Consider the following 13,752-nt stretch of genomic DNA (forward strand, 5'->3'; position numbering starts at 1 on the left):
GGCAATTTTGCGGAGCAATCGCTGCGCCCGCATTTGAGACGCGTCAATACATGGCGAATGGTATGGAAGGGAGCGCGCTGCGGAATATCGGACGTTTCCTAAAAATCATTCGATCATGCGGAAATCAGGTTCTAGAGAATCTGAATTCCCCAGAATGATTTTTTTTTCGTGCATGCAGACGAACGAATGCCGGCGCGCCGGAATCTCCCCGCGACGTCGTGACAATTATTTGCAAGACGATTAAACGCTCAGTGCGCGCGGAAATCGCGCCGACAGCCCCGCACGTCCCAGGTCTCGATGTTGACGGAACCGCCTTCGAGGGTGACGTGAATGTAGGCGCTCATCGCATCGGCGGCGCAGGCCGGAGGGGATGGGAGAGATGGCCGACGTGGCCGGTCTTTGGAAAACGGCACACAGGATCCTTGAAAGCCCGCCGCTCATTGTCACGGGAGGGTGGCCGGCCCGACGACGAGGGGAGCAAACCAGCCGCTAGCCCCCCGCCAGCGCCTGCAGGATATGCACCTCATCCGTTTCCCGCAGCGGCGCATCCAGCCGCATTAACTGGGTCCGATTCACGAACACCCGGATATACGGCCGCAACTTCCCCTGCTCATCGACAATGCGAAACCGCATACCCGGAAACTGCCGGTCGAGGTCGTCCAGCAGCGCGCCGATGCTCTCTCCTTGGGCTTCCACGTACTCGCGCTGTCCGGTATAGGAAAACAACGGCGTGGCGATGCGGACTTGCATGGCTGCGCTCCGCTCAGGCCGGCCGCGCCACGCTGACGGCGTAGACCTGCGGCAGGTGGCTGGCGATGCAGCGCCAGTGCTCGCCCTCATCGACACTGGCCCAGATCTCGCCGCCGGTGGTGCCGAAGTACACGCCCACCGGCCCATGGCTGTCAGTGGCCATGGCCTGCCGCTTTACCGTGAACCAGCCCTGCTCGGGCGGCAGGCCGCGGTCCTGGCGCTGCCAGGTTTCGCCGGCGTCGTGGGTGACATAGGCCGCTGGCTGGCCGCCCGGACTGACACGCGGCCAGACATCGCTGCCGTCCATCGGGAACACCCACACCGTGCGCGCATCCCGCGGGTGCGCGACGATCGGGAAGCCGATGTCGCCCACCTCGGCGGGCATTGCCTCGCCAATGCGCTTCCATACGCCTTCGCGCCGGTCCATGCGATAGATGCCGCAATGGTTCTGCTGGTAGAGGATGTCGGGATTGGCCGGGTGCTGCAGCACGCAGTGCGGGTCCTGGCCGTATTCCGGATTGGGGTCGGGCAGGAAGAGGGCCAGGCTGCCGCGGTTCAACGGCTGCCAGTTGGCGCCCGCGTCGGTGCTCTCGAACACGCCGCCGCTGGACATGCCGATGTAGAGATGGCGCTTGTCGCGCGGGTCGACCAGCACGGAATGCATCTTGGGGCCGTCGGGCGTGCCGTCCTGCTCGCCGCCGGTCCAGTTGCGCCACATCGGGTTGTCGTTGAAGCCCGACACGGGCTCCCACGAGGCGCCGTGGTCGGTGCTGCGGAACAGCCCCTGCGGCGAAGTGCCGGCATACCAGGCGCCGGGTTCGCTGGCGTGGCCGGGGGTAAGCCAGAACACATGGTCGACCACGCGGCCGGACTCGCCTTCTGGCGCCTTGTCGAACGCGGGCGGACGCGCGGCTTCGGTCCAGTTGCGCCCGCCGTCCGCGGAGCGGAATACCGTCGGGCCAAGGTGGCCGGTACGCGCGGCCATCAGCATCCGCGACGGCTCGCGGGGATCCTGCACGATGTGGTGGATGGTGTGGCCAAGGAAAGTAGGACCTGCCACCTGCCAGTGGCCGCGGCCAGCGTCGCTGGTCAAAGTCCACGCACCCTTGGTGGTGGCGACCAGCAGCGTGATCGGGCCGGTTTCGGGGGACGTCGTCATCATGGCTCCTGCGGGAAGGCCGTTGAACGATGCTTCCGAGTCTAGTACATGTAGACAGTGTTCACAATTGAGATTCGTGCTGACGCTATCGGCGAGGGCACGTCGCAACTGCATTCCACCAGTGGGTAGGCAGCAGATAAAAGCGGATATCTGCACGTTAGCTGGACATCGCCGCGCAAATATGGCATAAGCGTGGTTCCCTCTTATTCCCGACTCACCGCGCCCCATGTCTCGCATCGTCCGCTTCGCCGCATCGAACCGCCCGGCCCTGCCGGCGGCGGCGTTCGCCATGACCGCGCAGCAACCGGGCTACGCCATTGACCACGCCGCCTCCGGCGTGGTCCGCAGCGCCGTGCTTTTCCTGGCCGTGCGGGCAGCTCGGGACACTACCCTCCAGCAGACCTGAGCTTCCCCGCACGGCACATGGCGCGGATTGCCATCCGGCATCCGCTTGATCATGCAGCCAGGAGAAAGCCAGCCATGCCTCAGCTCTACCGCCAAACCCTTCTTGCCATGGCGGCGCTCGCCGCCCTTTATCTGCTCCTCGAAGCCTGAGGCGCAGCCATGGTCCCGTTTCCTTCACTGGGCCCGATGTTGGCCCCGACGCCGGCCCTGACGCGTCCGCTGGCTTTGCGCATCGACGTGGAACTCGCCCCGGGTGAGATCGAGCGCGAACTGGACGCGCTCCACGATCGCATCCACCGGCCCGGCGACCGCCTGCACGGCATGCCCGCACTACCGGCGGGCACGCCGGCGCTACGGCTACGCTACCGCGAAGCCGACGGCGAGTACTACGTGTATGTGGAAGACGTGATCCAGAAGCGTCTGGCCGGCTATACCGTGTTCAACCGCCTGATCGAGGTGGGCCGGCGCGCCGACCCATGGGTGCGCGCACCGCATACGAAGTTTGCGCCCGCTTACCAGCGCCGCGGCCTGGCCAAAGCGCTGTACCGCTGGGCGCTGGACGGGGGGCTATGCCTGCTGAGCGGCGCCCGCCAGTCGGCCGGCGCGCATGCGCTGTGGCAAGTCCTTGGCGCGGATTACGCCGGCGGCTACGTCGACCTACGGCAGAAGACGCTGACATGGCTGGGCGAGACGGTCAGCCCACCGGAGCGCGAAGGCCTGCATACGCGCCGGCTGCTGCTGGGCCGTGGCTGCACCCTGCAGGCGTTCATGGCGCGTACCGGCATGTACTGAGCGCCGGCTGTACCACGACAACAGCTTTACAGGTGGACCAGCGGCGCCACGGCGCGGGCGTTGTCGAGGTAGAGCGTCCAGCCGCGGGCGAAGTACTCGCGGACACGGGCCGACAGCGAGCGGCCGCTGCCCATGCGGGCGTAGTAGTCGACCTCGCGCGCCGCTTCGGCGGCAGGTCGGACGCTGGACTTGGCCTGCGGTTTAGCCTGCGATTTGGCTTGGGCGGGTTGACGATAAAGGGTATCGGCGAGCACTTGCATGGCAATGTTTCCTTTTCCGGATCGGAGGAATGTTTAGTGCCTCGCAATGCACATCCGACCGGATTCCAGTCAGCCGTGCGAGGCAGTTCAGGGTTATCCCTAGTATAACGAAGTACCTCGGGCGGCATCCGGGTCAGTACCTATAGGCCGTATATGGCTCGCGTGATAATGCCAGGCGCCCAAAACGCCACCTGGCAACGTTCTTCGACCCCAAGATAACAATCCTCCACTTCCGGTATTCCCCACAACGCATGCCGCGCATTTTGCTGCGGTTATGACGACTCCCTCGCGCTCACCTAGCCTTCAGCCTTGCCCAGATCACGCCCGCACAAGAAGGCAACGACAAGCCGGCACACCGATAACAGCGGGTTGGCGAGGCTCCATGCCCCCAACCGAAAACAGCCAGAACCACGTGAGACAAGCCTGACGACGCGCCGTACGACGGACGTTGCAGCGCCCTGCAAGGAGACAGTTCATCATGATCGAGCAGCCCTATCCGTCGTCAGCGACGGAAGCCGATGCGGCACGCCCCAACGTCCCCGAGGTCCGAAACCGGCTCGACGCCTATTTTGAGATCACCGCACGCGGCAGCACCCAGCGCAAGGAAGTGGTGGCGGGTATCACCACCTTCATGGCAATGGTCTACGCGGTCTTCGTCGTGCCCGGCATGCTGGGCAAGGCCGGCTTCGACACCAGCGCGGTTTTTGTCGCGGTGTGCCTGACCACAGCCTTCGGCTCGCTGCTGATGGGCCTGTGGGCCAAGCTGCCGATCGCGATCGGATGCGCCATTTCGCTGACTGCGTTCATGGCCTTCGGCCTGGTGCTCGGCCAGGGCCTGTCGCCGGCAGTCGCGCTTGGCGCCGTGTTCCTGATGGGCCTGATCTTCACCGCGATCTCGGTGACCGGGGTGCGTTCCTGGATCCTGCGCAACCTGCCGGCAGGCGTGGCGCATGGCACGGGCATCGGCATCGGCCTGTTCCTGCTGCTGATCGCCTCCAATGAAGTCGGTTTGGTGGTCAAGAACGCCCACGCCGGCCTGCCGGTCTCGCTGGGCAAGATCACTTCGTTCCCGGTGGTGATGTCGGTGCTCGGCCTGGCCGCAATCTTCGGCCTGGAGCGACGCAAGGTGCCGGGCGGCATCCTGCTGGTGATCATCGCGATCTCGGCGTTGGGCCTGGCCTTCGATCCGGCGGTGAAGTTCACCGGAGTGTTCGCGCTGCCGTCGCTGAGCGCACCGGGTCACGCCTCGCTGATCGGCGCCATGGACGTGCGCGGCGCGCTGTCCGCGGCGGTGCTGCCGAGCGTGCTGGCGCTGGTGATGACTGCCGTGTTCGACGCCACCGGCACCATCCGCGCCGTGGCCGGACAGGCCGGGCAGCTCAATGCCGCCGGCCATATCCACAATGGCGGGCGGGCGCTGACGGCGGACTCGGTCAGCTCGATCTTCTCGGGCTTCTTTGGCGGCGCACCGGCAGCGGCCTATATCGAATCGACCGTCGGCGTGGCCGCGGGCGCCAAGACCGGCCTGACCGCCGTGGTGGTGGGCCTGCTGTTCGTGGCGGTGATGTTCTTCTCGCCGCTGGCGGCGCTGGTGCCGTCGTACGCCACCGCGCCGGCGCTGATGTACGTGGGCCTGCTGATGCTGTCCAGCGTCAGCCGCCTGCATATGGACGACATGGTCGACGCCATGGCCGGCCTGGTCTGCGCGGTGTTTATCGTGCTGACCTGCAATATCGTCACCGGCATCATGCTGGGATTCTGCACCCTGGTGGTGGGCCGCGTAATCGCCGGCGAATGGCGCAAGCTCAATGTCGGAACCGTCGCCATCGCGGCGGTACTGGCTGCGTTCTATGCCGGCGGCTGGGCGATCTGATCCTGCCTGACGCATCCCGGGCAAACTGCCCGGGACGTCCACGACAAGTTGTCTCCTCCACCGCGATCCAGGTGGATTTCAAGCCCGGGCTTCCTGCTTTCCCGGGCTGTTTTTTTTGGTGCGCGCCTTACTGCGCCCCCTGCATTGCCGCCATATCCATGTAGACCAGTTCCCAGACATGGCCATCGAGGTCCTGGAACCCATGCCCGTACATAAATCCCAGGTCCATCGGCGGCTTGTAGATATTGCCGCCCGCGATCACTGCGGCATTCACCATTTCATCGACACGCGCACGGGTATCCATCGACAGGCAGACCAGCACTTCGGTGAATTTGCGCGCATCGCAGATGTCGTTAGGCGAAAAGCTGCGGAACTTGGCTTCGGTCAGCAGCATCACGAAAATGTTCTCGCCAACGATCATGCAGGTGGCGGTGTCATCGGTAAATTGCGGATTGAAGGCAAAGCCGAGACTGGTAAAGAACTCGATCGACTTTTGCAGGTCGCTTACTGGCAAATTGACAAAGATCTGCTGGCTCATGGCGTCTCCGGAAACGTTGTGCAACGCAGAGAACCAGTCTAGGTGCAAAAGGCGGCAGCGCCAGCCTTTTCCATTTCCCGAAAATCGATGGCGGTATTGCCATTGCAGCAAGACCAACACCGCAATGGCGCGCCGTGGTGCGCTATAAAACAGTCCGGCTACGGGCCACGACAATCAGTTCGTGCAATCGCCGTTATTTTTTGTAAAATTTTTATGTCAACCGACGCCTGATGTTCTAGTACCATGCAGCCGCCTAAATGCAGAAAGGGGATATAAATGGCGACATACAAGCAACTCCTGGCTGAGAAGGAAGCGCTGGAAGCCAAGCTGAATGAAGTGCGCGCGACGGAAGTGGCCAGCGTGATCGACAAAATCCGCGAATTGATGACCGAATATGGCCTGACCGCGGAAGACATCATGCCCCGGCGCAAGCGCGGCCGCCCCGCAGGTGCCGCCAGCAAGAAGGCGGCTTCGGGCTCGGCATTGCCGCCCAAATACATGGATCCCAAGACCGGCAAGACCTGGTCCGGCCGTGGCCGCGCCCCGGCATGGCTGGGCAAGCGCCCCGAGCGCTTCCTGATCGAGCAGTAACCCCGCGCCACGGGCGGGCGGGGGCCTGCCCGGACGGATCCGCCCGATGCCCGCATCAGGCGCTATCGTCCCGACATCGCCCGGGCGCGGTCACAGCGCCTGGCAGACATACTCCTTGCGCAGCGCGCGAAAGCCTTGCTGCGTCGGCTCGGCGGTCAGGCGCGCGCCGCCACCTTCCAGCGACTGCATCCGCAATACCTGCGCCGAGCACTGGCTCGCGTCCTCATCACGCTGATACCGGATTTCATACAAGCCGCCAGGGGCGGGCACGAACGACACGCCGGCCGCACAACGCTGCTCGGGCAACGGCGGCTCGGCTTTGGACGTCACGGCCACGTAGATGCGCCGGCCCGCCTCGACCAGCCGTTCGCGCGTGCGCGCCGGCGGCTCCGGCGAGCGGCCCGGCAAGCCCAGTTCACGATCCCGGCCGATTGCCGACAACTGCTTGCCAGTGCCGGCCAGTACCAGCGGGCGTGCCGGCACCGGGCACTTGGCCGGATCGACCACGGCGAAGGAGGTGATTTCGTCGGTATTGGTCAGCAGGCGCACGCTGGCTGTGGGGGCGCCCGACGGCACCCGGTATTGCGCCACGCAGCCGCATAACGCCGCTGTGGCAGCCAACGTGACGACCGAGATCAGGCGAGAGGGCACTGCGGACGACCGGTCATGGCGCATGGCGGCAGGCAATCTGGAGTTGCGGTTATGCCAGCCGGACGATCGCTGGCAGTGGGATAGCAGCAATTGACGGCGGAATAGCCTGCGAATCACGCGCGATATCGGCATGCACCGCAACCGGCAGGTAACTTCGTCGCAGCTGGCGCAGCGTAGCCTGGTCCCAAAGCTGTGCAGCATACCGGTTTCCGGGACATTGCGGCAGCCGCACAAACCCATGTTGAAAATCCCGGCGTGATATCCACAGAATCTGTGGATATCCTGCCTCCTCCCTCCCCGGAAGCCTTGGTCTGTGCGGCAACGCACCGGACCGCACAAATTTTAGGCAACGCGTTGCATCGAACCGTGTTAACGCCGTCGATGCCCTCCCGCAAGGCCGCTCCCCCACCCTGGCCCAGTCCCCTGGTTGCGCTGCCTTGGCCACACATCCACCCCCCACGTGCCCTTGAAGGCGCCGCCGGCACCGCGTAATCTCAGTCTTACCGGGGGCTAGCACGGGCGCCTTGCGCCAATTTGCCAGTCCAATAACAATGCCACTACAAGAGCCAATCCAGGCCAGGCCGTTTCCTCGTGACCTGCTGCACGCGCTGCGTGAAGGCGGTTACGATGTGTCGGCGCTCGTGCCTGCTCCTGAATCCGATCCTGAAACCCTTCCCAGCCCGGACATGCCCGAGGCCGGGCCCCAGCAGGCGAGCCACCTGCTGTGCACCGTCTACCAGGCCACCGGCGATCCCGCCATCGGCCTGTGGCTGGCCAGCCGGATGCAGCCCGACCTGCTTGGCCTGGCGGGCATGCCGGCCATGGCGGGTCCCTCGCTGGGCACGGCGCTGCGGCGTATCGCGCGCTACCAGAAGCTGATGATGGGCGACCGCATCGAGCTGCGCCGCCAGGGCGAGGAGGCCTGGGTCTGCATCCGCCCGAGCGAACCGGAGGCGCCCGACACCCGCCCGCGCATCGACATGGAGTTGTGCTCGCTGCTGGCCTTCGGGCGCCAGTTCACGCGCAAGCCGCTGCATCCGCTGCGAGTTTCGCTGCGCATCGGCCAGCCCGACTGGCACCTGCGCTATACCGAAGCCTTCGATTGCCCGGTGCGCTTCGGCGAGCCGGAAGACGCGATCGTGTTCGGACGCCGCGACCTGGCGCTGCGCCTGGTCGCCCGCGCCCACAGCCGTCCGCCGGCGCCCGCCGCCACGCACGATGCGCGGCACGCGGCGGCATCGCTGGACGACGTGCGCGCCGCCCTGCACCAGCTGGCCGGCGAGCGCGCGTTGAGCCTGGCCGCGGTGGCGCGCCACCTCGACATCAGCGAGCGCACGCTGCAGCGCCGGCTGATGGCGGCGGGCACGGGATTCCGCGCGCTGTGCGAAGATGTGCGTCGCGAACTGGCCGGCCGATACCTGACCGAAGGCAATATGTCGTTGGGAGAAATCGCTTTCCGGCTCGGCTTCGACGATGCCAATTCGTTCTTCCGCGCCTTCCGCCGCTGGACCGGCATGACGCCGGGCGATTACCGGCGCTCGGCGGCGCACCCGCCGGGCTAAGGCGTCGCGCCCCGGGGCCGGCCTTCCGACCCCGCCTCCCGGTCCCGCCTTCCGGGCCCGCTTCCCCGGCCGGCTTCATGCGCCGGTCGGCGCTTCCCACGGCGGGTTGCCGCCGTACTGCTGCGCCAGGTAATCGACAAAGGCGCGCACCCGCGGCGGCACCAGCCGCCGTTGCGGCATCACCGCGTAGATGCCGGTGTCGGCGATCGGGAAGTCCGGCAGCACCTGCACCAGCCTGCCGGCGCGCAGGTCGCCGGCGACATGCCAGGTCGAATGCAGCGCGATGCCGAACCCGGCCAGCGCCGCGTCCGACAGCAGCTCGCCGGTATTGGCCTCGATGCGCCCACGCACCCGTACCGCGATTTCCCCGCCCTGGCCATCACCCAGCCGCCAGACGTCCTGCCGCCCCTGGCTGCCCACCAGCACCAGGCAGTCGTGCCGCGCCAGGTCTTGCGGCGTGCGCGGCGTGCCGCGCCGGCGCAGGTAATCCGGCGCGGCGCACAGCACGCGCCGGTTGACGGCCAGGCGGCGCGCCACCAGCGTGGAATCGTCGAGCCCACCGATGCGGATGGCCAGGTCAAAGCCGGCGCTGACGAGGTCGAGCACGTTATCGGTCAGGTTGACGCTGACCGATAGCCCGGGATGCTGCTCCAGGAACCGCGGCAGCAGCGGCGACACATAGAGCCGGCCGAATGATGACGATGTCGTCACCCGCAGCGTGCCCGATATCCCGGTGCCGGCCTGCCGCAGCGACGCCCCCAGCGCTTCCAGGTCATCGACCAGCGCACGCCCCTGCTCGGCCAGCACCGCGCCCTCGGGCGTGGCATGCAACCGGCGCGTGGTCCGGTGCAGCAGGCGCACGCCAAGGTCGCGCTCCAGCCGCTGAAGGCGCTGGCTGGCGACCGCCACCGACAGGTCCAGGCTGCGCGCCGCGGCGCTGATCGAGCCCAGGTCGAGCACGCGCAGGAACAAGCCGATATCCCCGATGCGATCCATGATTATCAAGATTCTGTTGAAACTGATTATGGATCATGCCGGTTTTTGCAAAAGACAGGAAGGTGCAGACTGCGGCCTTCCTGCCTCGCTCCCATCTTCTTTTCTTAACTTCTCTCCCTGAGCTTCCAACCATGGCCGCCCCACTTTCCCCTCCCGCCCCCGCTGGCGCCGCCCCCGCGCACGGCGGCCGGCTGCCCCTGGCGCTCTATGCGCTGACCGCCGGCTCGTTCGGCATCGGCTGTGCCGAGTTCGTCATCATGGGCCTGCTGCTGCAGGTCGCCGCCGACCTGCAGGTGACCATCGCCGCCGCCGGCATGCTGGTTTCCGGCTACGCGCTCGGCGTGTTCGCCGGCGCACCGGTATTGACGCTGCTGACCCGGCGCATGCCGCGCAAGGCCGTACTGCTGGCGCTGATGGTGATCTACACCGTCGGCAACGCCGCCTGCGCGCTGGCGCCCGACTACACCACGCTGATGGTCGCGCGCGTGCTGACGTCGCTGACCCACGGCACGTTTTTCGGTGTCGGCGCAGTGGTGGCCACCGGCCTGGTGCCGCCCCACCGGCGCGCCTCGGCAATTTCGGTGATGTTTTCCGGCCTGACGCTGGCCACGCTGCTGGGCATGCCAGCGGGTGCCTGGCTCGGCCTGCACCTGGGCTGGCGCGCGACCTTCTGGGCCATGACGCTGATCGGGCTGGTGTCGCTGGCCGTGATCGCGCTGCTGGTGCAGAAGAGCCGCGACCAGGGCGCCCCGGTGGCGCTGCGCGACGAGCTGGCCACCGTGGGCCGCCCGCAGGTGCTGCTGGGCCTGCTGATGACGGTGCTGCAGTCGATGGGCACCTTTGCCGTGATCACCTACGTGCAGCCGCTGCTGACGCGCGTCTCGGGCTTTGGCGAGGGGGCGGTGTCGCCGATCCTGTTGCTGTTCGGCGGCGGCATGATCGTTGGCAATATCCTTGGCGGCCGCCTCGCCGACCGTGCGCCGGCGCGCGCGGTGCTTGGATCGCTCGCCACGCTGACGCTGGTGCTGGCGGCCATGACGCTGGCCATCCACAACCAGGTGATGGTGGTGGCGTTCGTGGGCATCCTGGGTATCGCCGCATTCGCCACCGTGTCGCCACTGCAGCTGCGCGTGCTGCGGCATGCCAGCGGCGCGGGCGAGAACCTGGCCTCGAGCTTCAATATCGCGGCGTTCAACCTCGGCAATGGCATCGGTGCCTGGATGGGCGGCGTGGTGACCGACCACGGCCCCGGACTGACGGCGTTGCCGTGGATCGCGGCCCTGGCGCCGCTGGCCGCGCTGGCGGTGGCCTGGATCAGCGTCAGGCTCGAGCAGGGCCGCGGCGCCGCCGCACCGGTAGCGCAAGCTTGCCCCTGACTTGCTTGCCTCGCTCTCCCCGCTAGCTCAGCCCGGCTTGCCGTCCACCCGTGGGCGCGCAAGCCGCGGCGCATAGGTCAGCGCATAAAGGCCAAATCCAGCCACCCAGCAAGCCCCAGCGCCCCAGATCCAGTGCAGGTAGCCGGCCGGCCACACCATCGGACCGAACACGCGCAATACCGCGGCCAGGGCAATGAGCCAGTACGCCACCGTTTCCGCACGGCCGGCCACCAGCATGCGCCCGGTATGGCCCAGCGCGGTGCGGGTGATCATGGCGATGATGGCCACGCCGAGCACGCCCACCGTGAACGCATGGGTCGCCAGCCCGGCCATTACCAGGCCAAGCGCACCCAGTGCCTGCAGCAGCAGCGCCACTGGCAGCCACGCATAGGCGAGGTGCAGCACCCACAGCAGCGGCCGGTTGCCCACCGCATAGCCGCGCCATCCGGCCACGCGCACCGCCAGCACGCCGGCGCCGAGCAGGGACAGCGCCGCGGCCAGCCATCCCGGCAAGGGCAGCAATGCCGACGCCAGCCCCAGCACCGTCGCCGGGATCACCATGCGATCGATCTGCTTGTACTGCCGCAGGCGGAAACCGGGAATCGCGTTGGTGGTGAACATCGGGATCACGCGGCCGCCGATCACCACCACGAACAGCGTCACCAGCGCCACGCCGGCGCGGCAGGCATGCAGCGCCGCGGCGTCGTGTCCGCCGGCCTGCAGCGACAGGGCCGCAATATTGGCCACGGCGAGGAGCCATAGCGCCAGAGCGAGCGGGTAGTTGCGCCGGTTGCCGGCCCTGGCCAGCGTGCGGGTGAAGGCCAGCGCCGCCAGCGGCAGGAATGCGCCTTCCACGGCGAAGGCAGCGGTGCCCGGCGCCACCCACATGCCCACCCGCCCCGCCAGCCATAGCAGGAACAGCACGGCAAGCGCCGCGCCGGTCGGCGTGGGCTGGCCAGTCCAGGCGCGCCCCGCCGTGAACAGGAAACCCACCACGATCGCCGCGGCAAAGCCGAACACCATCTCGTGCGCGTGCCAGAACATCCCCGGCAGCACCGGCGCCGGCCCGGCCGACTGCATCCCCGCGAGCATTGCCGACCATGCCGCGATCGCCAGCGCGGCAAAGACCGCGCCACCCAGGTAGAACGGCCTGAACCCCAGCGCGAACAGGGCGAAGCCGCGCGGCGGCGGCCCGGCAGGCGTCTTGCCTGAGGGCGGCCGGGCGGGAAGGATGGGAATGGTTTCCATGGCAGCAAAATAAGTGTAGCGGGCAGGGCCGATGCGGCCTGCAGCCTGATTCTTGATCTGGCGCAGGATTGCCGCAAGCACGCAAACGGGTGCCATGCGTGCCGCAATCACGATAGCACCAGCGCCGCGCCACCAACCTCCGCCGGTAGAACTACTTCCAACGACAGATCGCTCCATGTGGCGCGCTGTGCTGCCGGCGAATAGGCAGCACCAGTGGCCGCCCCTACTCTGGCATCACCCCCGCCAAAGTTGACACAGGAGCATGGCCATGGCCACCCAAACACGCGCGCCGGAACCCGTTCCGGCCGGCGCGGCAATAACGCTGGCGTCCAGTACCTTCGCATTCACTATCTGCTTTGCCGTGTGGATGCTGTTCGCCGTCCTCGGCATCCCGCTCAAGCAGGAGCTCGGCCTCAACGACACGGAATTCGGCCTGCTTGCCGCCACGCCGGTGCTGAGCGGGTCACTGATCCGCGTGCCCCTGGGCATCTGGACCGACCGCTTCGGCGGCCGCATCGTCTTCTTCGTGCTGATGCTGGCGACGGTGATCCCGATCTGGCTGATCTCCTACGCGCACAGCCTGTGGCAACTGCTGGTGCTGGGCCTGTTCGTCGGCCTGGCGGGCGGGTCGTTCTCGGTCGGCACGCCCTACGTGGCACGCTGGTTCCCGCGCTCGCGCCAGGGGCTGGCGATGGGCATCTTCGGCGCCGGCAACTCGGGCGCGGCGCTTACCAAGTTCGTCGCGCCGGCGATGATCCTGGCAGCCGGCACCTGGACCGTCGTGCCGCGCGTGTATTCGGTGGCGATGCTCGTCACCGCCCTGCTGTTCTGGGTGTTCTCGCGCAGCAACCCGGCGCACATGGTCAAGTCCAGCGTGGGCTGGCGCGAACAGCTGGCGGTGATGCGCGATCCGCGCGTGTGGCGCTATTCCCAGTACTACTCGGTGGTGTTCGGCGGCTATGTCGGCCTGTCGCTGTGGATGACTAAGTACTACATCGGCGAATACGGCTTCGACATCAAGACCGCCGCCTTCCTGGCCGCTTGCTTCTCGCTGCCCGGCGGCGTGCTGCGCGCCATCGGCGGCTGGATCTCCGACCGCTACGGCGCGCATCGCACCACCTGGTGGGTGATGTGGGTGAGCTGGGTCGGCTTTTTCCTGCTGAGCTATCCGCAAACCGATTTCATCATCCAGACCACCGGCGGCCCGCAGGCCTTCCGCATCGCGCTGACGCCCACGGTGTTCACCATCCTGCTGTTCGTGGTCGGCATCGCCTTCGCCGTCGGCAAGGCCTCGGTGTTCAAGTTCATCTCCAACGACTTCTCGCACAACATCGGCGCGGTGTCCGGCGTTGTCGGCCTGGCCGGCGGCCTGGGCGGCTTCATCCTGCCAATCCTGTTCGGCATGCTGGCCGACCTGACCGGCGTGCGCAGCAGCTGCTTCATGCTGATGTACGGCACGGTGTGCGTGAGCCTGGTGTGGATGCACTACAGCCACCGCGCTGAACGCCAGCGCAAGGCACAGGCCGTTGGCCTCACGCAGGCAGCCTGATC

At 66.9% G+C, this 13,752-nt stretch carries 15 protein-coding genes; 8 read left to right on the top strand and 7 right to left on the bottom strand.

Annotation, left to right across the window (positions count from 1 at the left end; all coding sequences use genetic code 11):
• Positions 1-489: 489 nt before the first annotated feature.
• Both CTP10_RS28185 and CTP10_RS28190 read right to left on the bottom strand, forming a co-directional pair.
• Entirely contained in the window at positions 490-750 is a 261-nt protein-coding gene (locus CTP10_RS28185; RefSeq protein ID WP_116322394.1) for a MoaD/ThiS family protein, read from the bottom strand.
• A gap of 13 nt (positions 751-763) precedes the next feature.
• The gene (locus tag CTP10_RS28190) at positions 764-1,912 is read right to left on the bottom strand and encodes a glycosyl hydrolase (protein ID WP_233528322.1); all 1,149 of its coding nucleotides are present in this window, start codon (positions 1,910-1,912) and stop codon (positions 764-766) included.
• 223 nt (positions 1,913-2,135) lie between these two features.
• On the opposite strand from CTP10_RS28190, the gene CTP10_RS28195 reads away from it, so the two are divergent.
• Genes CTP10_RS28195 through CTP10_RS28205 form a run of 3 tightly spaced genes read left to right on the top strand, consistent with a single transcriptional unit; the run spans position 2,136 to position 3,106 of the window.
• Positions 2,136-2,315 (top strand): glycosyl hydrolase, encoded by a 180-nt coding sequence (locus CTP10_RS28195; RefSeq protein ID WP_116322396.1) that lies wholly within the window; start codon positions 2,136-2,138, stop codon positions 2,313-2,315.
• 17 nt (positions 2,316-2,332) lie between these two features.
• Positions 2,333-2,464, top strand: a complete 132-nt coding sequence (locus CTP10_RS28200) for a hypothetical protein (RefSeq protein WP_271815857.1) — start codon at positions 2,333-2,335, stop codon at positions 2,462-2,464.
• Between the two features lie 9 nt (positions 2,465-2,473).
• Positions 2,474-3,106 carry an N-acetyltransferase gene (locus tag CTP10_RS28205; RefSeq protein ID WP_116322397.1) on the top strand — a complete coding sequence of 211 codons (633 nt, stop codon included), beginning with the start codon at positions 2,474-2,476 and terminating at the stop codon, positions 3,104-3,106.
• Between the two features lie 26 nt (positions 3,107-3,132).
• On the opposite strand, the gene CTP10_RS28210 is transcribed toward CTP10_RS28205, so the two are convergent.
• On the bottom strand, positions 3,133-3,366 hold the full coding sequence (locus tag CTP10_RS28210; protein WP_116322398.1) for a hypothetical protein: 234 nt from the start codon (positions 3,364-3,366) through the stop codon (positions 3,133-3,135).
• Positions 3,367-3,844: 478 nt separating this feature from the next.
• Here CTP10_RS28210 and CTP10_RS28215 point away from each other — a divergent pair, with 478 nt between their 5' ends.
• Positions 3,845-5,239 carry an NCS2 family permease gene (locus tag CTP10_RS28215; RefSeq protein ID WP_116322399.1) on the top strand — a complete coding sequence of 465 codons (1,395 nt, stop codon included), beginning with the start codon at positions 3,845-3,847 and terminating at the stop codon, positions 5,237-5,239.
• Between the two features lie 127 nt (positions 5,240-5,366).
• Here the strand turns inward: CTP10_RS28215 and CTP10_RS28220 are convergent, their stop codons facing one another.
• Positions 5,367-5,777 carry a VOC family protein gene (locus CTP10_RS28220; RefSeq protein ID WP_116322400.1) on the bottom strand — a complete coding sequence of 137 codons (411 nt, stop codon included), beginning with the start codon at positions 5,775-5,777 and terminating at the stop codon, positions 5,367-5,369.
• 276 nt (positions 5,778-6,053) lie between these two features.
• On the opposite strand from CTP10_RS28220, the gene CTP10_RS28225 reads away from it, so the two are divergent.
• On the top strand, positions 6,054-6,368 hold the full coding sequence (locus CTP10_RS28225) for an H-NS histone family protein (RefSeq protein ID WP_116322401.1): 315 nt from the start codon (positions 6,054-6,056) through the stop codon (positions 6,366-6,368).
• Positions 6,369-6,458: 90 nt separating this feature from the next.
• On the opposite strand, the gene CTP10_RS28230 is transcribed toward CTP10_RS28225, so the two are convergent.
• Positions 6,459-7,055 carry a hypothetical protein gene (locus CTP10_RS28230; protein ID WP_233528323.1) on the bottom strand — a complete coding sequence of 199 codons (597 nt, stop codon included), beginning with the start codon at positions 7,053-7,055 and terminating at the stop codon, positions 6,459-6,461.
• A 515-nt stretch (positions 7,056-7,570) separates the two neighbouring features.
• Here CTP10_RS28230 and CTP10_RS28235 point away from each other — a divergent pair.
• Positions 7,571-8,581, top strand: coding sequence for an AraC family transcriptional regulator (locus tag CTP10_RS28235; RefSeq protein WP_116322403.1), 1,011 nt, complete (start codon positions 7,571-7,573; stop codon positions 8,579-8,581).
• A gap of 75 nt (positions 8,582-8,656) precedes the next feature.
• Here the strand turns inward: CTP10_RS28235 and CTP10_RS28240 are convergent, their stop codons facing one another.
• The gene (locus tag CTP10_RS28240) at positions 8,657-9,577 is read right to left on the bottom strand and encodes a LysR family transcriptional regulator (RefSeq protein WP_116322404.1); all 921 of its coding nucleotides are present in this window, start codon (positions 9,575-9,577) and stop codon (positions 8,657-8,659) included.
• Between the two features lie 131 nt (positions 9,578-9,708).
• On the opposite strand from CTP10_RS28240, the gene CTP10_RS28245 reads away from it, so the two are divergent.
• Positions 9,709-10,953 (top strand): MFS transporter, encoded by a 1,245-nt coding sequence (locus CTP10_RS28245; RefSeq protein WP_116322405.1) that lies wholly within the window; start codon positions 9,709-9,711, stop codon positions 10,951-10,953.
• Between the two features lie 27 nt (positions 10,954-10,980).
• On the opposite strand, the gene CTP10_RS28250 is transcribed toward CTP10_RS28245, so the two are convergent.
• Positions 10,981-12,201: an NnrS family protein gene (locus CTP10_RS28250; RefSeq protein WP_116322473.1), complete on the bottom strand. Its 1,221-nt coding sequence runs from the start codon at positions 12,199-12,201 to the stop codon at positions 10,981-10,983.
• A gap of 268 nt (positions 12,202-12,469) precedes the next feature.
• Here CTP10_RS28250 and CTP10_RS28255 point away from each other — a divergent pair, with 268 nt between their 5' ends.
• Positions 12,470-13,750, top strand: a complete 1,281-nt coding sequence (locus tag CTP10_RS28255) for an MFS transporter (RefSeq protein ID WP_116322406.1) — start codon at positions 12,470-12,472, stop codon at positions 13,748-13,750.
• Positions 13,751-13,752: the final 2 nt, after the last annotated feature.

Origin of the sequence: Cupriavidus sp. P-10 (assembly GCF_003402535.2) — a bacterium.
GTDB lineage: Bacteria > Pseudomonadota > Gammaproteobacteria > Burkholderiales > Burkholderiaceae > Cupriavidus.